We start from the raw sequence: 20393 nt of genomic DNA on the forward strand, positions 1-20393 counted from the left end.
TTGCGGTCTGGGCGGCTTTTTTGCACGCCACATGTTCAAGCCGGGCGTTCAGGGGCCGGCCGACCGGGATTGGATAGACTGTGCGTGGTGGAAACCGTCACCGGTGACCCCATCCCAAGCCGATATCGCGAGGAGTGCCCCATGAAGAAGTTGCTGACCATCGTTGCCATTGCCGCCGCCGTCGTGGCCGTGCCGCTGGCACTGGCCCAGAACGCCGGACAGGGCCAGCCCACCCCGCAGCAGGGCGAGCAGGCCGACAAGGCGCAGTCCGAGGCGGACGCCAAGGCCAAGCGCCGTGCCCAGGCCACCGCCGAGATGAAAGCCAAGGGCGAACAGGCCCCGCAGAAGGAAGAAGAAGAGGAAGCCCGCAAGAAGCGCTGAGCCCTCTTCTGCTGCCATGGGCGCCCCGGCCTTGCCGGGGCGTTTTTTTTGGTTCTTCTCCCATTTGGGGGAAAAGCACGTTGGTACCGCGTGTCGGGAACCCCGGCGGCCCATGGCAAGCATCGGAGTGCGCCTATACGCACCGCAAGCCGAGCCGCTTGGCGGCCGGCACGCCCTTGGCAAAATAATGGAGGAGGCCGTCGCCGCAGGCGTCGGCCGGGGGACATTTGCACAAGGGCCTGCCGGGCGCCAAGCGGCCCCGAATGACCGCCTGTGATCTTTCACGCCGTTGAAAAATGAACTCTTTTCCTGTGAAGTCGCCGCCAGCGCTTGGGCTTGCGGCCTTCAATCTGTAAACTAGCGCTTTCCGGGAGCAGTACGTGTCATCCATCAGCGAATGGACTGGTTCGGTCGTGCGCGATCGCCAGCAGGGTAGGCAGGAGGTGACGGTCTCTACAGTGGCCGGCACGGCTGACCCGACGTCGCTGACCGGCCCCTCGCGTGCCTCCCCCCCGATCCCGTCCCCGGCGCGTGCGTTTCCCGCAGCCCCCGGCGTGATCCTCCCCGATTTCCCCTTCACGTCGACCGTCGCCTCGCGCGCCGGCGTCGTTTTCCCCTTCCTGACAGGACACCCCCAGCCATGACTCCCTTGATCTTCGTAACCGGTGGCGTAGTGTCCTCGCTCGGCAAAGGCATTGCCGCCGCGTCGCTCGCTGCCATCCTCGAAGCCCGTGGCCTGAAGGTCACGATGATGAAACTCGACCCGTACATCAACGTCGACCCGGGCACCATGAGCCCGTTCCAGCACGGCGAGGTGTACGTCACCGACGACGGCGCCGAGACCGACCTGGACCTGGGCCATTACGAACGCTTCGTCCGTACCCGCCTGAGCCGCAAGAATTCGGTCACCACCGGCCGCATCTACGAGAACGTGATCCGCAAGGAACGTCGCGGCGACTACCTGGGTGCCACCGTGCAGGTCATCCCGCACATCACCGATGAGATCCGCCGCTGCATGGACGAAGCCACCGAAGGCTTCGACGTGGCGCTGGTGGAGATCGGCGGCACCGTGGGCGACATCGAATCGCTGCCGTTCCTGGAAGCGATCCGCCAGGTGCGCACCGAACGCGGCCCGGAGAAGGCGCTGTTCATGCACCTGACCCTGGTGCCCTACATCGCGGCCGCCGGCGAATTGAAAACCAAGCCGACCCAGCATTCGGTCAAGGAACTGCGCTCGATCGGCATCCAGCCGGACGTGCTGCTGTGCCGTTCCGAACAGCCGGTGCCGGAGTCCGAGCGCCGCAAGATCGCCCAGTTCACCAACGTTTCCGAGCGCGCGGTGATCAGCGTGCCCGACGTCAACGTGCTGTACCGCATCCCGATGGGCCTGCACGAACAGGGCCTGGACGACATCGTGGTCAACCAGCTCAAGCTGGGCGACAAGGCCGGCCCGGTCGATCTGTCCGAATGGGAAGCGGCGGTGGATGCCACCCTGCACCCGCTGGACGAGGTCACCATTGCGGTGGTCGGCAAATACATCGACCACCAGGACGCCTACAAGTCCGTCGGCGAGGCGCTCAAGCACGGCGGCCTGCGCCAGCGCACCAAGGTCAACCTGAGATGGCTGGAGGCGCAGGAGCTGGAAGGCACCGACATGACCGCGCTGGAGGATGTCGACGGCATCCTGGTGCCGGGGGGCTTTGGCGATCGTGGGTTCGAAGGCAAGGTGCTGACCTCGCAGTTCGCGCGTGAGCAGCAGGTGCCGTACTTCGGTATCTGCTATGGCATGCAGGCCGCCGTGGTCGATTACGCGCGTCACGTCGCCGGCCTGGAAGGCGCCAACAGCACCGAGAACGACCGCCAGTCGCCGCACCCGGTGATCGGCCTGATCACCGAATGGCGCACCGCCAGCGGCGAAACCGAAAAGCGCGACGAGCGTTCCGACCTCGGCGGCACCATGCGGCTGGGCCTGCAGGAGCAGCGCCTGAAGCCGGGTACGCTGGCCCGCGAGCTGTACGGCAAGGACGTGGTGTCCGAGCGTCACCGCCACCGCTACGAATTCAACAACCGCTACCGCACCCAGCTGGAAGACGCCGGTCTGGTGATCGCCGGCAAGTCGATGGACGACACCCTGGTCGAAGTGGTGGAACTGCCGCGTGACCAGCACCCGTGGTTCCTGGCCTGCCAGGCCCATCCGGAGTTCCTGTCCACGCCGCGCGAGGGGCATCCGCTGTTCATCGGCTTCATCGGTGCTGCGCGCAAGCGCAAGGCCGCTGGCGCATCGCTGGCAGCGGGCGCCTGACCGCCCCGCGCTTGGGCCGCCGCTGCCGGCGGCCGGCATGAGCCAGGATCCCTGGGCGGCACTGGACGCCCGTCGCCAGCGCCGCCACTGGCGGGCCTGGCCATGGGGGTGGGCGGCACTGCTGCTGTCGATCGGTGCCTGGGCCTGCGCGTTCATGCTGACGGTGCTGGTCCTGGCCAGTGTCGGCATGCCCGGCGATGGCAGCCATGCCATCCAGGCCACCGCCCCCTACCTGTACCTGACTCTCGCGCTGGGAGCGGCCGCACTGCTCTCGGCCGTGGTTGCCGGCGTGCTGTCCATCCGCCTGCGCCGCCAGCCGGCCGGTGGGGTCTGCGCGTTGCTGCTGCTGGTGCTGCTGCTGGCGGTCCTGTGCGTGCCGGCGCTGTTCTGAGCCGGCCGATTTGGCAAGCGGCAGGCTGACGGGGATAATCACGCGGCACGTTTTTTTGGCGTCACTTTTTCGCGTTCCCCCTTCCTGAACTGGTAACCGGCCCGCTATGACCACGATCCGCAGCATCCACGCCCGTGAAATCCTCGACAGCCGTGGCAACCCCACGCTGGAAGCCGATGTCATCCTGGAGGACGGTTCGTTCGGCCGCGCCGCGGTTCCGTCGGGCGCCTCGACCGGCAGCAAGGAAGCGGTGGAGCTGCGTGACGGCGACAAGACCCGTTACCTGGGCAAGGGCGTGCGCAACGCCGTGGCCAACGTCAACACCACCATCGCCACTGCGCTGGCCGGCTATGACGCGGCCGACCAGGAAGGCCTCGACCGTCGCCTGATCGACCTCGACGGCACCGAGAACAAGGGCCGCCTGGGTGCCAATGCGCTGCTGGCCGTTTCGATGGCCACCGCGCACGCCGCCGCTGCCGCCAGCAAGCAGGCGCTGTGGCAGTACCTGGCCGGCAAGACCGGTGTGACCCCCTCGTTGCCGGTGCCGATGATGAACATCATCAACGGCGGCGCGCATGCCGACAACAACGTCGACTTCCAGGAATTCATGGTGCTGCCGGTCGGCTTCAGCTCGTTCTCCGAGTCGCTGCGCGCGGGTACCGAAATCTTCCATTCGCTCAAGTCCGTGCTCAAGGGCCATGGCCTGAGCACTGCGGTGGGTGATGAAGGCGGCTTCGCGCCGGACTTCCGCAGCAACGTCGAAGCGCTGGACACCATCCTGGAAGCGATCGGCAAGGCCGGTTACACCGCCGGTGAAGACGTGCTGCTGGGCCTGGACGTGGCTTCCAGCGAGTTCTACGAGAACGGCAAGTACAACCTGGTGGGCGAGAACAAGCGCCTGACCTCCGACCAGTTCGTCGATTTCCTGGCCGACTGGGCCGCGCAGTACCCGATCATCAGCATCGAAGACGGCCTGGCCGAGAACGACTGGGCCGGCTGGAAACTGCTGACCGACCGCATCGGCAGCAAGGTGCAGCTGGTCGGCGACGACCTGTTTGTGACCAATCCGAAGATCTTCAAGGAAGGCATCGAGTCGGGCACCGCCAACGCGATCCTGATCAAGGTCAACCAGATCGGCACGCTGACCGAGACCCTGGAAGCCATCGCGATGGCGCACAGCGCCAACTACGCCGCCGTGGTCTCGCACCGTTCGGGCGAAACCGAAGATACCACCATCGCCGACATCGCCGTGGCGACCACCGCCACCCAGATCAAGACCGGCTCGCTGTGCCGCAGCGATCGCGTGGCCAAGTACAACCAGCTGCTGCGCATCGAGGAAGCCCTCGGTGCCGGCGCGCGTTACGCCGGGCGTGATGCGTTCGTGTCGTTGAAGCGCTGATCCCATGCGCAACTGGCGCTGGATGCTGCTGCTGCTCGCGCTGTTGTTGGCGTGGTTGCAGTATCGCTTCTGGTTCGGCCCGGGCAATTCAGGGGAAGTGATGACCCTGGAGGCCCAGGTCGCCAACCAGCAGCGCGACAACGCCGGGCTGCAGCAGCGCAACGATGCGCTGGCCGCCGAGGTCAAGGACCTCAAGGAAGGCCAGGCGGCCATCGAGGAGCGCGCACGCAGTGAGCTGGGCATGATCAAGCCTGGCGAGAAGTTCTACCGCGTCGTGGAAGACGCCCCGGTCGCGCCACCGCGCGCGCCGGCGGCGGTCGATCCCGATGCCCCGCACCAGGACGTACCCTGATGGGCAGCGTCTGGGCGGTGGTGCCGGCGGCCGGTCGGGGTGCCCGCTTTGGCGGGCCCACCCCCAAGCAGTATCTGCTCGCAGGCGATCGGGTGCTGCTGGCGCATACGCTGGAAGCCCTGCTGTCGCACCCGGTCGTGGCCGGCGTGGTGGTGGTCATTGCCGACCAGGATGCCGACTGGCCGGGCTGGCAATCGCTGGCCGACAAGCCGATCCTGACCTGCATCGGTGGCGACACCCGCGCCGGTTCGGTACTGGCGGGCCTGCAGGCGCTGCCTGACAGCGTGCGTGCCGATGATTTCGTGCTGGTCCACGATGCCGCACGGCCCAACCTGGCCACCGCCGACCTGGGCCGGCTGCTGGAAGTGGGGCGCAATGATCCGGTCGGGGCGATCCTGGCCGCACCGGTCCGCGACACGCTCAAGCGGGCCGGTGATGATGGTGGCATCGACGCCACCGAACCCCGCGCACGCCTGTGGCGCGCGTTGACCCCGCAGCTGTTCCGCCGCCATCAACTGGCGCGCGCGCTGCAGGAGGCGGCCGCTGCCGGCGTGGAGGTCACCGACGAAGCCATGGCGATGGAGCGGCAAGGGCTGCGTCCGTTGCTGGTGGAAGGCAGCGAGGACAACTTCAAGGTCACCACCCCGGCCGACTTGTCCCGCTTTGAATTCGAGCTGTCGCGTCGCGGGCACTGAGTCCGCGCGCGCTGGCCACAACTGCAGGTTTTTGCCATGAACACCCCCGCATTTCCCCCGGTCCGGATCGGGCAGGGTTACGACGTCCACGCCTTTGGCGAGGGCGACCACGTCATGCTCGGTGGCGTCCGCGTCGCGCACAGCTGCGGCGTACTTGCCCACAGCGACGGTGATGTGATCCTGCACGCGCTGTGCGATGCGATGCTCGGTGCGTTGTCGCTGGGCGACATCGGCGTGCACTTCCCGCCCTCGGACATGCGCTGGAAGGGTGCCGACAGCGCGCATCTGCTCGACCATTGCAACGGCCTGCTGCGTGAACGCGGCTGGCAGGTCGGCAATACCGATATCACCGTGATCTGCGAGCGCCCCAAGGTTGGGCCACATGCACTGGCCATGCGCGAGCGCATCGCCGCGGTGCTCGGGGTGGCGCTGGACTGCGTGAGCGTCAAGGCCACCACCTCGGAAAAGCTGGGCTTCACCGGGCGTGCCGAAGGCATCGCCGCACAGGCCGTCGTGCTGTTGGTGGCGCTGTGATTCCCTTGCCGCTGGCCTATGGCGCGCCCCTGTTGAGCGCCAAGATCCGCACGACCCCGGAAGATTTCCAGGTGGACGAACTGCCCGCGTTCGAGCCGAGCGGGGAGGGCGAGCACTTGCTGCTGACCCTGCGCAAGCGCGGCGCCAACACCGCGCATGTCGCCAAGGTGCTTGCCCGGTGGGCCGGCCTGCCCGACATGGCGGTCAGCTACGCGGGCATGAAAGACCGCCATGCAGTGACCACCCAGCGTTTCAGCGTACACCTGCCCAAGCGGATCGCGCCGGACCTGGCGTTGATCGGCGCCGATGAGATCGAGGTGGTCGAGTCGACCTGGCACAACCGCAAGCTGCAGCGCGGCGCGCTGGCCGGCAACCGCTTCAAGCTGGTGCTGCGCGATGTGCAGGGCGATGCCGCTGCGATCGACGAGCGCCTGTCGCTGATCGCCGCGCGGGGCCTGCCGAACTGGTTCGGTGAGCAGCGCTTCGGCCGCGACGGCGGCAACGTACCGGCCGCGCTGGCGATGTTCGGCGGCCGTCGGCTGCGCCCGGACCAGCGCTCGCTGCTGCTCTCGGCCGCGCGTTCGGCACTGTTCAACCAGGTCCTGGCCGCCCGCGTCGAGCAGGGCAACTGGGACGCGCCGCTGGACGGTGAGGTCTGGATGCTGGATGGCAGCCGCAGCGTGTTCGGCCCGGAGCCGTTCACCGACCTGTTGGCCGACCGCCTGGCGCGTTTCGACATCCATCCCAGCGGCCCGTTGTGGGGCGAGGGCGAGCTGCGCAGCACCGATGCGTCAGCGGCACTGGAACTGGGCGCGATCAGCGACGAACAATCGCTGGCGTTGCGCACCGGGCTGGAAGGCGCGCGCCTGAAGCAGGAGCGCCGCGCGCTGCGCCTGCGCCCGTCAACGCTGCAGCACCAGTGGCTGCAACCTGACGTACTGGAACTAAGCTTCGCGCTGCCGCCAGGGTGTTATGCCACCGCCGTGCTGCACGAACTTGGGCCGGTGGAAGACGCCAGCCAGGCCACGTAGAGCCGACCGTTGGTCGGCTGCATTCCGTTCCGGCACCGAAAAGCCATGCCGCGCGTGCAGCCGACCAACGGTCGGCGCTACCGCGTGCGGTGCATGGCGATGATTTCGCGGCGGGCAATCATGTAGAGCCGACCGTTGGTCGGCTGCATTCCGTTCCGGCACCGAAAAGCCATGCCGCGCGTGCAGCCGACCAACGGTCGGCGCTACCGCGTGCGGTGCATGGCGATGATTTCGCGGCGGGCAATCACATAGAGCCGGCCGTTGGTCGGCTGGCCGCGCCGGTTACCGGTTCGCCAACAACACCAGCACCGCACCGGTGCCGCCTTGCCCGGCGGGCGCCGAATGGAAGGCCAGCACGTCGTTGCGCAGGCGCAACACGCGGTCGACCAGGTTCTTCAGTACCGGCGCACCGCCATCGGACTGCAGCCCCTTGCCATGGATGATGCGCACGCAACCGTGTTCATGCGCATGCGCTTCGAGCAGGAACTGGCGTAGCAGGGTTTCGGCCTGGGCGACGGTGGCACCGTGCAGGTCCAGTTCGTCCTGTACCGAATACTGGCCGCGCTTGAGTCGCTGGAACATCCGCGCCGGCAGGGTGTCGCGGCGATAGCTGGCGGTGTCGCCGGCTTCCAGCGGGCTGCTGTCGCGCAGCAGCCGCGCAAATTCGCCCCGCGCCTGCTCATCGTCGCGTTCAGCCATGCGCGCACGGGGTTTCGGCTTGGGCGTGGCCGGCGGTACGGCAGCGGGCTTGCGCAGCGGTTTGACCTCGCCGATGGCCGAGCGGAACAGCGCAGCGGGATCTTCGTCTTCAGGATGTGACATGGCGCTAGCCTAATGCGCCTGACGGCGGCTGCCTACCGTCAGCGGGGTAGGACGATCTGCCCGCTTGCGGCACAATAGCGGACGCACTTGCGCGGTCGATGTTCCCCGGGCGGGGAGCGGCCGGCCCCGCCAACGCTGGAAAGTGATGGAATCGAAGTCTTGAAAAATCAAGCGGTTAAATCGCAGATGCGGATTCTGGTCAGCAACGACGATGGTGTCGATGCGCCAGGCATCAAGATGCTCGCCTCGGTACTGCGTGACGTCGGTCATGAAGTGACGGTGGTCGCCCCGGATCGTGACCGTTCCGGGGCCAGCAATTCGCTGACCCTGGACCTGCCCATCCGCATGCGACGCATCGACCACTACACCTGCTCGGTGGCCGGCACGCCGACCGACTGCGTGCACCTGGCGTTGACCGGCATGCTCGAGTACGAGCCGGACATCGTGGTGTCGGGGATCAACAACGCCGCCAACCTGGGCGATGACGTCATTTATTCCGGCACCGTGTCGGCGGCGATGGAAGGTCGCTTCCTCGGCCTGCCGGCGGTGGCGATGTCGCTGGTGACCCACAACCACGAGCCGAAGAACTTTGAAACCGCCGCCCGCGCGGCGGTGGAGATCGTGACCCGGCTCAAGGCCGACCCGTTGCCGGCTGACACCATCCTCAACGTCAACGTGCCCGACCTGCCGTGGAGCGATATCCGCGGCTTCGAGGTCACCCGCCTCGGTAACCGGCATCGCGCCGAGGGCTGCATCGCGCAGCGCGATCCGCGCGGCAACGAGGTGTTCTGGATCGGCCCGGCCGGGCGCGAGCAGGATTCGGGCCCCGGCACCGATTTCCACGCGGTGCGCAACGGCTTCATTTCGATCACCCCCATCCAGGTCGACCTGACCCGCTACCAGGCCCTGGAAAAGGTCGCCAGCTGGGTCGGTGGCCTGACTGCTGCGCTGGATCGCCCGGCATGAGCCAGCGCCTGCGCCTGCAGCCCGAAGCGGTCGGCATCGGCATGACCTCGCAACGGGTCCGCGACCGTCTTGTCGACCGCCTGCGCGACGCCGGCATTGTCGATGAGGACACCCTCAACGCGATCCGGGTGGTGCCGCGGCATCTGTTCATCGACGAGGCGCTGGCCTCGCGTGCCTATGAAGACACCGCGCTGCCGATCGGCCACGGGCAGACCATCTCCCAGCCCTGGGTGGTGGCGCGGATGACCGAGGCGGTGCTGCAGTCCGCGCCCAAGCGGGTGCTGGAAGTAGGGACCGGTTCGGGCTACCAGGCCGCGGTGCTCGGGGCGCTGGGGCTGGAGGTATATACCGTCGAGCGCATCGGCGACCTGCTGCGCCAGGCGCGCAAGCGGTTCCGCGCGCTGGGCATGAACATCCGTACCAAGCACGACGACGGCCGGGTGGGCTGGGCCGAACACGGCCCGTTCGACGCGATCGTGGTGACGGCTGCAGCGCCGGCGCTGGTCGATGCCCTGGTCGAGCAGCTGGCCGTGGGCGGGCGCCTGGTCGCGCCGGTCGGTGGCCCGGGCGCGCAGTCGCTGGTGCAGTTGACCCGTCGCGAGGACGGCAGCATCGAACAGCAGGTACTGGCGCCGGTCACGTTCGTGCCGCTGCTGTCTGGCATGCTGGATTGATCCACAGGAGCGTTACGTCATGAAGATATTTGGCCCGCTGTACGAGCGGGCGATGAAGTGGGCCGCGCACGAGCGGGCGCCTACCTACCTGACCGTGTTGAGCTTCATCGAGGCGATCATCTTCCCGGTGATGCCCGAGGTGATGCTGGCGCCGATGTGCGTGGCCCAGCCCAAGCGCGGTTGGTGGTTCGCTACATTGAGCCTGTCCGGGTCGATGGCCGGTGCGCTGGTGGGCTATGCACTGGGCCACTTCGCCTTCGAGGCGCTCAAGCCGGCCTTTGCGGCGCTGGGCATGCTGTCGGGCATCGAAAGTGGCATCGCGGTGGTGCAGGCCAAGATGGCCGAGTCGCCCTGGGCGGTGTTCACCTTCCTGGTGCTGGGCGGCTTCATGCCGATCCCGATGAAGGTCTTCACGTGGGCATCGGGTATCGTCGGGGTACCGCTGCCGCAGTATTTCCTTAGCATGTTGATCGGCCGGGGCAAGCGCGTGTTCGTGCTGGCGGCGGTGATCCGTATTGGTGGACCGCGCGCGGAAGCTGCGTTGCGGCGTTGGATTGAACCGCTGGGCTGGATCGCGACCGTGCTGGTCGTGGCGCTGGTCGCCTGGCTAGTCTGGAGGTCGAAGTTCGCATGAGTGCTGATCGTTTGAGCAAGGGGCTGCGCGCCACTGCAATGTTGCTGGTGGTGTCCACGCTGGCCGGTTGTGGCACCGCGACGGTGGTCAAGCCGGGGTCGGGGGGTACGGTCCACACAACGCCGCAGTCGTCGGTGGCCAAGCCGGGCCAGACGGTGGTGATCCGCCGTGGCGATACGCTCTATGCGCTGGCGCGGATCCACAACATCACCCCGCGCGACCTGGCCGGCTGGAACGGGTTGTCCGAGCCGTACACGATCTATCCGGGGCAGACGCTGCGCCTGTATCCGGGCGGCAGCGCGCCAGGGCGCGCGCCCACCACGGTGGTGACCGCGCCGCGTCCGGGGACGACGGCCCCGGTGACGGCCCCGACGCCGTCGCCGACCACGGCGATCAAGAGCAGCATCAACTGGCGTTGGCCGGCAGACGGGGCACTGGTAGGCCGTTTCGTTGGCGCCGACGTGACCAAGCAGGGCGTGGACATCGCCGGTACCAGTGGCCAGCCGGTGCGGGCGACCGCGCCGGGCGTGGTGGTGTACTCGGGCGCCGGCCTGGTCGGCTTCGGTGAGTTGATCATCATCAAGCACAGCGACCAGTGGTTGTCGGCGTACGGGCACAACCGCAAGCGCCTGGTTAACGAAGGGCAGAGCGTGAAGGCGGGCGAGCAGATCGCCGAGATGGGCCGCACCGGCACCACCCGCGACATGTTGCACTTCGAGATCCGTTACAACGGCAAGCCGGTCGATCCGCTGCTGTACCTGCCGCCGAAGTAGAGCCGACCGTTGGTCGGCTGCTCCTGGACGCCGCGCCGACCGACACAACGGCAGCCGACCAACGGTCGTACTGCGGCTCACTTGAAAAACGCCTCGCTCCCATCAAGGATTGAGGCGTTTTTTGGTTCTTTGACCCGTCCTGAATTGAGTTGACACCTTTTCCCACAGGAAGAGGAATGTTCAATGAATTCAACAATCAGGCGCAGCCAGCGGGATTACTCGCTGGCCTTCAAGTTGTCGGTGGTGGACCAGGTCGAGCGTGGGGAGCTGACCTACAAGCAGGCCCAGGAGCGCTACGGAATCCAAGGACGGAGCACCGTGCTGTCGTGGCTTCGGCGACATGGTCGGCAAGACTGGTCAGGTGGGGCATCATCTGCCCCCATGACCACAGCTCCCAAGTCCGGAACGGCCAAGCCGCTGACACCGGAACAACAGATCAAAGTCCTGCAGGTTCAGCTGCGGGAGGCGACCGAGAAGGCGCAGCTTTTCGAGGCCATCGTGGATGTGCTCAAGGAAGACTACGGGGTGCGCATCGTAAAAAAGCCTTCCGGCAAGTCCTCACGCAAAGGCGCCTCCAAGGCGTAAGCGTGGCAAGGGCTTGCCGCCATTTTGGTATCAGTCGCCAAGCGTACTATCAGGCAGGCCATCGTCAGCAGCGGCAACTGGCCGACGGTGCTCGGGCGCTCGCGCTGGTAGGTGGCTATCGAGCGCGCCAGCCGCGCATCGGCACGCGCAAGCTGCATCATCTGATTGGACCGACGCTTCAAGCATCGGGAGTGGCAATGGGGCGCGACCGTCTGTTTGGCGTCCTTCGTGATGCCCGGCTGCTGGTCCCCATGCGGCGGGCGTACCACAAGACGACCGACAGCCATCACCGCTTCCGGCGGCACCCCAATCTTCTCAAGCCCGGCGAAGGGCGCGTGGTACCGACCGGCAGTGAGCAGGTCTGGGTAGCCGACATTACCTACCTGCCCACGCAGGGGAAATTTGTATACCTGAGCCTGATTACCGATGTGTGGTCGCGCAGGATCGTGGGCTGGAGCGTGCACGACACCCTGCAGACCGAACAGGTCGCCCAAGCACTGCAGATGGCGCTGAAGGAACGAAAAACGCGGCAGCAGCTGATCCATCACTCCGACCGGGGTATCCAGTACTGCTCGGACTACTACCAGAAGATCCACGCCAGGCATGGGGTGACCTGCTCGATGACCGATGGCTACGACTGCTACCAGAATGCGCTGGCCGAACGGGTCAATGGAATTTTGAAGGGCGAGTTCCTGCTGCACCGGCCTCGGGACCTGCTGCAGGCACGCCAGATGGTCGCCGAGTCGGTGGGGATCTATAACGCCGAGCGGCCGCACCTGTCGCTTAAAATGCAAACGCCCGATGCGGTGCATCGGGCGTCTCTGGCCGCCTGACGGCGGCCAGATCATCCGCCACAGGTGTCAACCTATGGCAGGACGGGTCACTTCTCTATCTGAGAGGAGAGGCTCACTTCAACGGGCGACGACGGCGAGGGGGTGCGTCCCCGATTGCGTGCGACGCGAGCGTCCGGGCCCCTTGGCGGCCGGCAGACCCTTGTGCAAATGTCCCCCGGCCGACGCCTGCGGCGACGACCTCCTCCTTTATTTTGCCAAGGATCTGCCGGCCACCAAGGGGCTCGGCTTGCGTATGGCTGTATTCCGCGATGAACCTTTTTTGCGCGCAGGTACCGATGCCCGTACGAAGGTAGGTGACCACCGTTGGTGGTCACGCCAATCTATCCCACGCGCGGGCAAACGATTGCGGCCTACCAGAACCATTGGAGTGCTCTACGTTCCGAACGCCGAGCCCCTTCGCGGCCGGCAGGCCCTTGGGCAAAATAAAGGAGGAGGCTGCCGCAGGCAGCCGGGGGACATTTGCACCAAGGGCCTGTCGGCCGCGGAGGGGCCCGAACGCTCGCGGCATGCCTGAGCGAATCCGCGGCTGTTTAGTGAACCGCATAACCAGCAACGGTCGGTGATACGTGGCGGAGTGACCCGTCCTGCCATAGGTTGACACCTGTGGCGGATGATCTGGCCGCCGTCAGGCGGCCAGAGACGCCCGATGCACCGCATCGGGCGTTTGCATTTTAAGCGACAGGTGCGGCCGCTCGGCGTTATAGATCCCCACCGACTCGGCGACCATCTGGCGTGCCTGCAGCAGGTCCCGGGGCCGGTGCAGCAGGAACTCGCCCTTCAATATCCCATTTACCCGTTCGGCCAGCGCATTCTGGTAGCAGTCGTAGCCATCGGTCATCGAGCAGGTCACCCCATGCCTGGCGTGGATCTTCTGGTAGTAGTCCGAGCAGTACTGGATGCCCCGGTCGGAGTGATGGATCAGCTGCTGCCGCGTTTTTCGTTCCTTCAGCGCCATCTGCAGTGCTTGGGCGACCTGTTCGGTCTGCAGGGTGTCGTGCACGCTCCAGCCCACGATCCTGCGCGACCACACATCGGTAATCAGGCTCAGGTATACAAATTTCCCCTGCGTGGGCAGGTAGGTAATGTCGGCTACCCAGACCTGCTCACTGCCGGTCGGTACCACGCGCCCTTCGCCGGGCTTGAGAAGATTGGGGTGCCGCCGGAAGCGGTGATGGCTGTCGGTCGTCTTGTGGTACGCCCGCCGCATGGGGACCAGCAGCCGGGCATCACGAAGGACGCCAAACAGACGGTCGCGCCCCATTGCCACTCCCGATGCTTGAAGCGTCGGTCCAATCAGATGATGCAGCTTGCGCGTGCCGATGCGCGGCTGGCGCGCTCGATAGCCACCTACCAGCGCGAGCGCCCGAGCACCGTCGGCCAATTGCCGCTGCTGACGATGGCCTGCCTGATAGTACGCTTGGCGACTGATACCAAAATGCCGGCAAGCCCTTGCCACGCTTACGCCTTGGAGGCGCCTTTGCGTGAGGACTTGCCGGAAGGCTTTTTTACGATGCGCACCCCGTAGTCTTCCTTGAGCACATCCACGATGGCCTCGAAAAGCTGCGCCTTCTCGGTCGCCTCCCGCAGCTGAACCTGCAGGACTTTGATCTGTTGTTCCGGTGTCAGCGGCTTGGCCGTTCCGGACTTGGGAGCTGTGGTCATGGGGGCAGATGATGCCCCACCTGACCAGTCTTGCCGACCATGTCGCCGAAGCCACGACAGCACGGTGCTCCGTCCTTGGATTCCGTAGCGCTCCTGGGCCTGCTTGTAGGTCAGCTCCCCACGCTCGACCTGGTCCACCACCGACAACTTGAAGGCCAGCGAGTAATCCCGCTGGCTGCGCCTGATTGTTGAATTCATTGAACATTCCTCTTCCTGTGGGAAAAGGTGTCAACTCAATTCAGGACGGGTCAGAGGCACAAAAAAGGCCGCCCATGGCGGCCTTTTCTGAACAGAAAAATCGCATTTCAGCCGGTCAGGATGAACGCTGCGGCTACCCGACGGCCTTCGCCGGCCAGGATGTTGAAGGTGCGCGCGGCGGCCGGGTTGTTCATCACTTCCAGGCCGATCCCACGGGTCAGGCAGGCGGCCATCACCGCGGCGGACGGAAACACCTGGGTCTCCCCGGTGCCCAGCACCACCAGCGCCGGGTTCAACGCCAGTACCGGCTGCAGATCCTCCGGGGTCAGCGTGGCGACGCTGGCGACCGGCCAGGCATCCACCAGCGTGTCCGGGGTCAGGATGAAGCTGCTGGCCAGGGTGCGGTCGTTCACTTTCGCGGTGCGGCCATCGGCAGCACGCAGCGAGTAGGCGTAGTCAGGCAGTTCGTGGCTCAGCTGCATCGGCGGTTCCGGTTCCGGCTCAGCCGCGCGGCAGCACGATCTGGCGGTGTTCCTTGCTTGGCCGGTACAGCACGGCAACGTGGCCGATGCGCTGCACCAGGGCACTGCCGGAAACGGTGGCAAGCTCGGCGATCATGGCATCACGGGCGTCGCGGTCGTCGGCGGCTACCTTGATCTTGACCAGCTCGTGGCGTTCCAGCACTTCTTCGAGTTCGGCCAGGAAGGCCGGCGTGACCCCCTTGCCGCCGATCTGCAGCAGGGCTTTCAGATCATGGGCATGGCCGCGGAGGAAGCGGGTTTGGGCAGAGGTCAGTGCGATAGACATTCAGGAACAAGCGGTTAACTGGGGCGATCAGGGTATCATGACCACCCCGTCCGGCCCTATTTCCAATGGCTTCCCGTAGCAAAAGCAGTCAACGCTGGTTGAAAGAACACTTTGCCGACCCCTTCGTGAAGAAGGCCCAGGCCGAGGGCATGCGTTCGCGCGCCGCTTACAAGCTGGAGGAGCTGCTCGAGCGTGACCGGCTGCTGAAGCCGCACATGGTGGTCGTGGACCTCGGTGCCGCCCCGGGCGGGTGGTCGCAGCAGATCCGCCGCCAGATCGGCGACACCGGCCGGGTGCTGGCCCTGGACATCCTGGAGATGCCGCCGTTGGCCGGCGTGGAGTTCCTTCACGGTGACTTCAGGGAGCAAACCGTCCTATCGGAGTTTGAAGCCATGCTGGGGGATCAGCCGGTAGACCTTGTGCTATCGGATATGGCCCCCAATAAAAGTGGCATGGACGCGGTCGACCAGCCGCGGATGATGCACCTGGCGGAGCTGGCGATGGATTTCGCCGACCAGCACCTCAAGCCCGGTGGCGCGTTCCTGATCAAGCTGTTCCAGGGCGTGGGCTTTGACGACTACGTGCGCGAGATGCGCCGTCGGTACGACAAGGTGGTGATCCGCAAGCCGGAAGCGTCCCGCAAGCGCTCGTCCGAGGTATATGCCTTGGGGCAGGGCAAGCGTGCACAGATCAAGTAAGCTCAACCATACCAATTGCGTCAGGAATTAGAGGAACACCGGAGCCGATGAGGATGAACGACTTGACCAAGAACCTCCTGCTATGGGTGGTGGTCGCCGTGGTGCTGATGGTGGTGTTCCAGAGCTTCTCGCCCAAGAGCAGTGGCGCTGGAGCCCAAGGGGCAACCTACTCCCAGTTCCTGGACCAGGTGGACAGCGGCAACGTCCAGAAGGTGACCTTCGCCGGCGAAGTCCGCGGCGGTACCAGCCAGCTGTCCTACACCACCCGCGGCGGCCAGAGCGCCACCATCACTGCGCCCTACGATCGTGACCTGATCAACGTGCTGCGCGGCAAGAACGTGGAAATTGTCCAGGAAGAGCCGTCCAGCGGCATTTCCCTGGGCGCGATCCTGATGAACTTCCTCCCGGTGATCCTGATCATCGGCTTCTGGTTGTTCATCATGCGCCAGATGCAGGGCGGTGGCGGTGGCACCAAGGGCGCGATGTCCTTTGGCAAGTCGCGCGCCAAGCTGCAGGGCGAAGACCAGATCAAGGTCACCTTCGCCGATGTCGCCGGGTGCGACGAGGCCAAGGAAGAAGTGGGCGAACTGGTCGACTTCCTGCGCGATCCGACCAAGTTCACCAAGCTCGGCGGCAAGATTCCGCGCGGCGTGCTGATGGTCGGCCCGCCCGGTACCGGCAAGACCCTGCTGGCACGCGCCATTGCCGGCGAAGCCAAGGTCCCGTTCTTCTCGATCTCCGGTTCGGATTTCGTGGAAATGTTCGTCGGCGTCGGCGCCAGCCGCGTCCGCGACATGTTCGAGCAGGCCAAGAAGCAGTCCCCGTGCATCATCTTCATCGATGAAATCGACGCGGTCGGCCGTCATCGCGGTGCCGGTCTGGGCGGCGGTCATGACGAGCGCGAGCAGACCCTGAACCAGTTGCTGGTCGAGATGGACGGCTTTGAAGGCGGGGAAGGCGTGATCGTGATCGCGGCCACCAACCGTCCCGACGTGCTGGATCCCGCGCTGCTGCGCCCGGGCCGTTTCGACCGTCAGGTCGTGGTCGGCCTGGCCGACGTCAAGGGCCGTGAGCAGATCCTCAAGGTGCACATGCGCAAGCTGCCGCTGGCAGACGATGTCGAGCCGATGGTGATCGCGCGCGGTACGCCGGGCTTCTCCGGTGCCGATCTTGCCAACCTGTGCAACGAGGCGGCCCTGTTTGCCGCGCGCAACAGCGAGAAGGAAGTCCGTATGGACCACTTCGACCGTGCGCGCGACAAGATCCTGATGGGCGCCGAACGCCGTTCGATGGCCATGAGCGAAGAAGAAAAGACGCTCACCGCCTACCACGAAGCCGGCCACGCCATCGTCGGTCGCCTGGTGCCCGAGCACGACCCGGTCTACAAGGTCACCATCATTCCGCGTGGCCGTGCGCTGGGTGTGACGATGTACCTGCCCGAAGGCGACAAGTACTCGATCAACCGCGTGGCGATCCAGTCGCAGTTGTGCTCGCTGTATGGTGGCCGCGTCGCCGAAGAGCTGATCTTCGGGCCCGACAAGGTCACCACCGGTGCCTCCAATGACATCGAGCGTGCCACCAAGATGGCCCGCAACATGGTCACCAAGTGGGGCCTGTCCGAGACTCTCGGCCCGATCGCCTACGGTGAAGAGGACGATGAAGTGTTCCTCGGCCGTTCGGTGACCCAGCACAAGAGCGTGTCCAACGACACCGCGCGCCGTATCGATGAGGAAGTGCGCAGCATCCTGGACAAGGCCTACGCCCGGACCACCGAACTGCTCACCGCCAACGTCGACAAGCTGCACTCGATGACCCAGCTGCTGCTGCAGTACGAAACCATCGACGCGCCGCAGATCGACGCGATCATGGAAGGTCGCGATCCGCCGCCGCCGATGGGCTGGAACAAGTCCAACAAGAGCGATGGCGGCAGCAACAACGACAAGGGTGGCGACGCCCGTCCGGTGCCGCCGATCGCCGGTCCTGCCGAACAGTTGTAAGCAGGCGGGGATGTGAATGACAAAGGCCGGGGCGACCCGGCCTTTGTCGTTTCCGCGCGATAATGCGGCACTCGTTCCTGTCTTCTGTTCTTCTGTCGCGGAGTTGCCATGTCCACCACACCCCCTGCACCGGTTTCGCACACCGCCGAGATGGTGATCGCCACGGTCATCGGCGTTGGCATCGGCCTGTTCCGTGACAACTTCCTGCTCGGTGCCGGCATCGGCATCGCGCTGGGCATCCTGCTCAGCATCGCCAAGACCCTGTACGTGGACCGCCAGCGTCGGCGGTAGTGCCTGGCCCTACCCAGGCCGGTGCCGCAGGTCAGCGTAAACTAGGCGTTGGCGTACTTCCTGGACCTGCCCATGTTCGATCTTTCTCCCTCGCTGGACTGTGGCGGTCGCCGCTTGCGGCTGGACCGTCCGCGCGTCATGGGCATCGTCAATGTCACCCCGGACTCGTTTTCCGACGGGGGCGCGCATGACAGCGTGGACGCAGCCGTCGCGCACGGCCTGCAACTGGTCGCCGAAGGGGCCGACCTGCTCGATATCGGCGGCGAGTCGACCCGCCCGGGCAGCGGCCCGGTGCCGGAGGAGGAAGAGCTGCGCCGGGTGATTCCGGTGATCGAGCGTCTCGCACGCCAGACCACGGTGCCGATCAGCATCGATACCTTCAAGCCGGCAGTGATGCGCGCCGCCGTTGCGGCCGGCGCCGGGATGCTCAACGACATCCACGCGCTGCGCCAGCCCGGCGCGTTGGCCGCGGCCGCCGAACTGGGCGTGCCGGTGGTGCTGATGCACATGCAGGGCGAGCCGGGCAGCATGCAGGACACGCCGCATTACGACGACGTGGTCGGTGAGGTGCACCGCTTCCTGGTCGACCGCCTGTTTGCCGCCGAAATGGCCGGCATCGCCAAGAAGAACCTGGTCATCGACCTGGGCTTCGGCTTTGGCAAAACCACCGAGCACAACATGATCCTGCTGGCGCGCTCGGCCCGGTTCATCGAGCTTGGCGTACCGATGCTGGCGGGGTTGTCGCGCAAGCGCAGCCTCGGCGAGCTGACCGGCCGCGAGCAGCCGCGCGACCGGGTGGCCGGCTCGGTGGCGGCACATCTGATTGCCGCCCAACGCGGTGCGCTGCTGCTGCGCGTGCACGATGTGGCCGCCACGGTCGATGCGCTGAAGGTGTGGGCGGCGGTGGACGCGGTGCCGATGCCGCGTGTGGACGCAGCACCGGCGATGCCGCGCTGGCCGGACGAGGATTGATGGCTGCCGACCAGCGACCGCTGGCGATTGCGGTGATGGGCCCGACCGCGTCGGGCAAGACCGCCACCGCGATCGCGCTGGCCCGGCAATTGGGCGGGGAAATCGTCAGCGTCGACTCCGCGCTGGTCTACCGTGGCCTGGACATCGGCTCGGCCAAGCCCGACGCCGCCGAGCGAGCGCAGGCGCCGCACCACCTGCTCGACCTGCGCGACCCGTGGCAGACCTACTCGGCCGCCGAGTTCGCCGCCGATGCCGCGCGCGCGGTGGCCGATATCCTGGCGCGTGGCCGCATGCCGATCCTTGCCGGCGGTACCGGGCTGTATTTCCGTGCGCTGCTGCAGGGCCTGTCGCCGATGCCGCCGGCCGATCCGGACACCCGCGCGCAGCTCGCCGGGGAAGCCGCCGAGCGGGGTTGGGCCGCACTCCATGCCGACCTGGCCGGTGTCGACCCGGTGGCAGCCGGGCGCATCCATGCCACCGACCCGCAACGTATCCAGCGCGCGCTGGAGGTCTACCGGCTCAGTGGCACCCCGATCAGCGAATGGCAGAAACTGCCTGGCGTGGACCGGCTGCCCGTGCGCACGCTCAAACTGGTGCTGGCACCGCGCGAACGCAGCGTGCTGCACCAGCGTATCCAGGCCCGGTTCGACGCGATGCTGGCACAGGGCTTCCTGGGCGAAGTGGAGGCGCTGCGTGCGCTGCCGCCGATGGCCCGGGTGGCCGCACCGCTGGACCTCCCGGCGATCCGCGCGGTGGGCTACCGGCAGGCCTGGGAATATCTGGACGGGCAGGGCACTGCCAGTCAGTTCCGCGACCGCGCCATCCAGGCCACCCGTCAACTGGCCAAGCGCCAGTTGACCTGGTTGCGCGGCGAGCTTGATGTGCGCTGGTTCGACCCCCATCTCCAACAGACTTCCCTGGCAGATGCGGTGTCGACCTTCGTCGCACGCTGAGTCCACGCCTTCCCCCCTCCGGCCCGTGTACCATCAAGGATTCCGGTGGGCGGCGGGGTCCGTGGCAACGGCCGGAAAACCATAAAAACAATAATCAGGAGTGTGCAATGTCCAAGGGGCAATCGCTGCAGGACCCGTTTCTGAATGCACTTCGGCGCGAACGCGTGCCGGTTTCGGTGTATCTGGTCAACGGCATCAAGCTGCAGGGGACGATCGAATCGTTCGACCAGTTCGTGGTGCTGTTGCGCAATACCGTGAGCCAGATGGTGTACAAGCACGCCATCTCGACCGTGGTGCCGGCACGCAACGTGCGGGTCGGCCCGGGTGGCGGGTATGTGCAGTCCAATGAAGGAGGTGCCGAAGGTGCCGAAGGCGAAGATGTCGTTGAGTGACACGTTGCGTGGCGCGTTGAAAAAATCTGG

23 protein-coding genes are annotated in these 20393 nt (G+C 66.0%); 19 read left to right on the forward strand and 4 right to left on the reverse strand.

Annotation, left to right across the window (positions count from 1 at the left end; translation table 11 throughout):
- The first annotated feature begins 141 nt into the window (after positions 1–141).
- From AC3IR9_RS07420 to truD, 8 genes are all read left to right on the forward strand, one after another.
- A complete protein-coding gene (locus AC3IR9_RS07420; protein ID WP_489295069.1) occupies positions 142–381 on the forward strand; it encodes a hypothetical protein in 240 nt (79 codons plus the stop codon).
- Positions 382–1021: 640 nt separating this feature from the next.
- Positions 1022–2683: a CTP synthase gene (pyrG, locus tag AC3IR9_RS07425; RefSeq protein WP_489295071.1), complete on the forward strand. Its 1662-nt coding sequence runs from the start codon at positions 1022–1024 to the stop codon at positions 2681–2683.
- A 37-nt stretch (positions 2684–2720) separates the two neighbouring features.
- On the forward strand, positions 2721–3074 hold the full coding sequence (locus tag AC3IR9_RS07430; RefSeq protein ID WP_489295073.1) for a hypothetical protein: 354 nt from the start codon (positions 2721–2723) through the stop codon (positions 3072–3074).
- A gap of 106 nt (positions 3075–3180) precedes the next feature.
- Positions 3181–4473 (forward strand): phosphopyruvate hydratase, encoded by a 1293-nt coding sequence (gene eno, locus AC3IR9_RS07435; RefSeq protein ID WP_489295074.1) that lies wholly within the window; start codon positions 3181–3183, stop codon positions 4471–4473.
- 4 nt (positions 4474–4477) lie between these two features.
- Complete coding sequence (gene ftsB, locus AC3IR9_RS07440; protein ID WP_489295076.1) at positions 4478–4825, forward strand: cell division protein FtsB; 348 nt, start codon at positions 4478–4480, stop codon at positions 4823–4825.
- Complete coding sequence (ispD, locus tag AC3IR9_RS07445; RefSeq protein WP_489295751.1) at positions 4822–5520, forward strand: 2-C-methyl-D-erythritol 4-phosphate cytidylyltransferase; 699 nt, start codon at positions 4822–4824, stop codon at positions 5518–5520. The genes ftsB and ispD overlap by 4 nt, the downstream gene beginning before the upstream one ends.
- Before the next feature lie 36 nt (positions 5521–5556).
- A complete protein-coding gene (ispF, locus tag AC3IR9_RS07450; protein ID WP_489295077.1) occupies positions 5557–6054 on the forward strand; it encodes a 2-C-methyl-D-erythritol 2,4-cyclodiphosphate synthase in 498 nt (165 codons plus the stop codon).
- Complete coding sequence (truD, locus tag AC3IR9_RS07455; protein ID WP_489295078.1) at positions 6051–7085, forward strand: tRNA pseudouridine(13) synthase TruD; 1035 nt, start codon at positions 6051–6053, stop codon at positions 7083–7085. Before ispF ends, truD begins: the two co-directional genes overlap by 4 nt.
- 282 nt (positions 7086–7367) lie before the next feature.
- Here the strand turns inward: truD and AC3IR9_RS07460 are convergent, their stop codons facing one another.
- Entirely contained in the window at positions 7368–7907 is a 540-nt protein-coding gene (locus AC3IR9_RS07460) for a Smr/MutS family protein (protein ID WP_489295080.1), read from the reverse strand.
- Between the two features lie 186 nt (positions 7908–8093).
- On the opposite strand from AC3IR9_RS07460, the gene surE reads away from it, so the two are divergent.
- From surE to AC3IR9_RS07485, 5 genes are all read left to right on the forward strand, one after another.
- A complete protein-coding gene (gene surE / locus AC3IR9_RS07465) occupies positions 8094–8873 on the forward strand; it encodes a 5'/3'-nucleotidase SurE (protein WP_489295081.1) in 780 nt (259 codons plus the stop codon).
- Positions 8870–9547: a protein-L-isoaspartate(D-aspartate) O-methyltransferase gene (locus tag AC3IR9_RS07470; protein ID WP_489295083.1), complete on the forward strand. Its 678-nt coding sequence runs from the start codon at positions 8870–8872 to the stop codon at positions 9545–9547. The genes surE and AC3IR9_RS07470 overlap by 4 nt, the downstream gene beginning before the upstream one ends.
- 19 nt (positions 9548–9566) lie before the next feature.
- Positions 9567–10181, forward strand: a complete 615-nt coding sequence (locus AC3IR9_RS07475) for a YqaA family protein (RefSeq protein WP_489295084.1) — start codon at positions 9567–9569, stop codon at positions 10179–10181.
- Positions 10178–10954: a peptidoglycan DD-metalloendopeptidase family protein gene (locus tag AC3IR9_RS07480; RefSeq protein WP_489295086.1), complete on the forward strand. Its 777-nt coding sequence runs from the start codon at positions 10178–10180 to the stop codon at positions 10952–10954. The genes AC3IR9_RS07475 and AC3IR9_RS07480 overlap by 4 nt, the downstream gene beginning before the upstream one ends.
- A gap of 183 nt (positions 10955–11137) precedes the next feature.
- Positions 11138–12372, forward strand: a protein-coding gene (locus tag AC3IR9_RS07485) for an IS3 family transposase (protein WP_489291031.1) whose coding sequence is annotated in 2 segments (ribosomal slippage) — positions 11138–11489 and positions 11489–12372 — 1236 coding nt in all. Because the reading frame shifts where the segments join, the coding sequence is not laid out codon by codon here.
- A 646-nt stretch (positions 12373–13018) separates the two neighbouring features.
- Here AC3IR9_RS07485 and AC3IR9_RS07490 read toward each other — a convergent pair.
- The 3 genes from AC3IR9_RS07490 to yhbY form a co-directional block, all read right to left on the reverse strand.
- Positions 13019–14253, reverse strand: a protein-coding gene (locus tag AC3IR9_RS07490; RefSeq protein WP_489291031.1) for an IS3 family transposase whose coding sequence is annotated in 2 segments (ribosomal slippage) — positions 13019–13902 and positions 13902–14253 — 1236 coding nt in all. Because the reading frame shifts where the segments join, the coding sequence is not laid out codon by codon here.
- 107 nt (positions 14254–14360) lie between these two features.
- Complete coding sequence (locus AC3IR9_RS07495; protein ID WP_489295087.1) at positions 14361–14735, reverse strand: Mth938-like domain-containing protein; 375 nt, start codon at positions 14733–14735, stop codon at positions 14361–14363.
- 19 nt (positions 14736–14754) lie between these two features.
- Positions 14755–15060 (reverse strand): ribosome assembly RNA-binding protein YhbY, encoded by a 306-nt coding sequence (gene yhbY, locus AC3IR9_RS07500; protein WP_489295088.1) that lies wholly within the window; start codon positions 15058–15060, stop codon positions 14755–14757.
- Between the two features lie 65 nt (positions 15061–15125).
- On the opposite strand from yhbY, the gene rlmE reads away from it, so the two are divergent.
- From rlmE to hfq, 6 genes are all read left to right on the forward strand, one after another.
- The gene (gene rlmE / locus AC3IR9_RS07505) at positions 15126–15758 is read left to right on the forward strand and encodes a 23S rRNA (uridine(2552)-2'-O)-methyltransferase RlmE (protein WP_489295089.1); all 633 of its coding nucleotides are present in this window, start codon (positions 15126–15128) and stop codon (positions 15756–15758) included.
- 53 nt (positions 15759–15811) lie between these two features.
- The gene (gene ftsH, locus AC3IR9_RS07510) at positions 15812–17755 is read left to right on the forward strand and encodes an ATP-dependent zinc metalloprotease FtsH (protein WP_489295090.1); all 1944 of its coding nucleotides are present in this window, start codon (positions 15812–15814) and stop codon (positions 17753–17755) included.
- Between the two features lie 108 nt (positions 17756–17863).
- Complete coding sequence (locus AC3IR9_RS07515; RefSeq protein WP_489295091.1) at positions 17864–18046, forward strand: hypothetical protein; 183 nt, start codon at positions 17864–17866, stop codon at positions 18044–18046.
- 72 nt (positions 18047–18118) lie between these two features.
- On the forward strand, positions 18119–19018 hold the full coding sequence (gene folP / locus AC3IR9_RS07520; protein WP_489295093.1) for a dihydropteroate synthase: 900 nt from the start codon (positions 18119–18121) through the stop codon (positions 19016–19018).
- Positions 19018–19971 (forward strand): tRNA (adenosine(37)-N6)-dimethylallyltransferase MiaA, encoded by a 954-nt coding sequence (gene miaA, locus AC3IR9_RS07525; RefSeq protein ID WP_489295094.1) that lies wholly within the window; start codon positions 19018–19020, stop codon positions 19969–19971. Before folP ends, miaA begins: the two co-directional genes overlap by 1 nt.
- 107 nt (positions 19972–20078) lie before the next feature.
- Positions 20079–20363, forward strand: coding sequence for an RNA chaperone Hfq (hfq, locus tag AC3IR9_RS07530; RefSeq protein WP_489295096.1), 285 nt, complete (start codon positions 20079–20081; stop codon positions 20361–20363).
- Positions 20364–20393 lie beyond the last annotated feature (30 nt).

It is taken from the genome of Stenotrophomonas sp. GL_101 (assembly GCF_057835675.1).

Coding starts and splice junctions, on each gene's coding strand:
- AC3IR9_RS07460 (WP_489295080.1), bottom strand. CDS start 7,907: ATGTCACATCCTGAAGACGAAGATCCCGCTGCGCTGTTCCGCTCGGCC.
- eno (WP_489295074.1), top strand. CDS start 3,181: ATGACCACGATCCGCAGCATCCACGCCCGTGAAATCCTCGACAGCCGT.
- surE (WP_489295081.1), top strand. CDS start 8,094: ATGCGGATTCTGGTCAGCAACGACGATGGTGTCGATGCGCCAGGCATC.
- rlmE (WP_489295089.1), top strand. CDS start 15,126: ATGGCTTCCCGTAGCAAAAGCAGTCAACGCTGGTTGAAAGAACACTTT.
- yhbY (WP_489295088.1), bottom strand. CDS start 15,060: ATGTCTATCGCACTGACCTCTGCCCAAACCCGCTTCCTCCGCGGCCAT.
- ftsB (WP_489295076.1), top strand. CDS start 4,478: ATGCGCAACTGGCGCTGGATGCTGCTGCTGCTCGCGCTGTTGTTGGCG.
- AC3IR9_RS07495 (WP_489295087.1), bottom strand. CDS start 14,735: ATGCAGCTGAGCCACGAACTGCCTGACTACGCCTACTCGCTGCGTGCT.
- ispF (WP_489295077.1), top strand. CDS start 5,557: ATGAACACCCCCGCATTTCCCCCGGTCCGGATCGGGCAGGGTTACGAC.
- pyrG (WP_489295071.1), top strand. CDS start 1,022: ATGACTCCCTTGATCTTCGTAACCGGTGGCGTAGTGTCCTCGCTCGGC.
- ftsH (WP_489295090.1), top strand. CDS start 15,812: ATGAACGACTTGACCAAGAACCTCCTGCTATGGGTGGTGGTCGCCGTG.
- AC3IR9_RS07515 (WP_489295091.1), top strand. CDS start 17,864: ATGTCCACCACACCCCCTGCACCGGTTTCGCACACCGCCGAGATGGTG.
- AC3IR9_RS07480 (WP_489295086.1), top strand. CDS start 10,178: ATGAGTGCTGATCGTTTGAGCAAGGGGCTGCGCGCCACTGCAATGTTG.
- AC3IR9_RS07430 (WP_489295073.1), top strand. CDS start 2,721: ATGAGCCAGGATCCCTGGGCGGCACTGGACGCCCGTCGCCAGCGCCGC.
- AC3IR9_RS07420 (WP_489295069.1), top strand. CDS start 142: ATGAAGAAGTTGCTGACCATCGTTGCCATTGCCGCCGCCGTCGTGGCC.
- folP (WP_489295093.1), top strand. CDS start 18,119: ATGTTCGATCTTTCTCCCTCGCTGGACTGTGGCGGTCGCCGCTTGCGG.
- AC3IR9_RS07470 (WP_489295083.1), top strand. CDS start 8,870: ATGAGCCAGCGCCTGCGCCTGCAGCCCGAAGCGGTCGGCATCGGCATG.
- AC3IR9_RS07475 (WP_489295084.1), top strand. CDS start 9,567: ATGAAGATATTTGGCCCGCTGTACGAGCGGGCGATGAAGTGGGCCGCG.
- miaA (WP_489295094.1), top strand. CDS start 19,018: ATGGCTGCCGACCAGCGACCGCTGGCGATTGCGGTGATGGGCCCGACC.
- hfq (WP_489295096.1), top strand. CDS start 20,079: ATGTCCAAGGGGCAATCGCTGCAGGACCCGTTTCTGAATGCACTTCGG.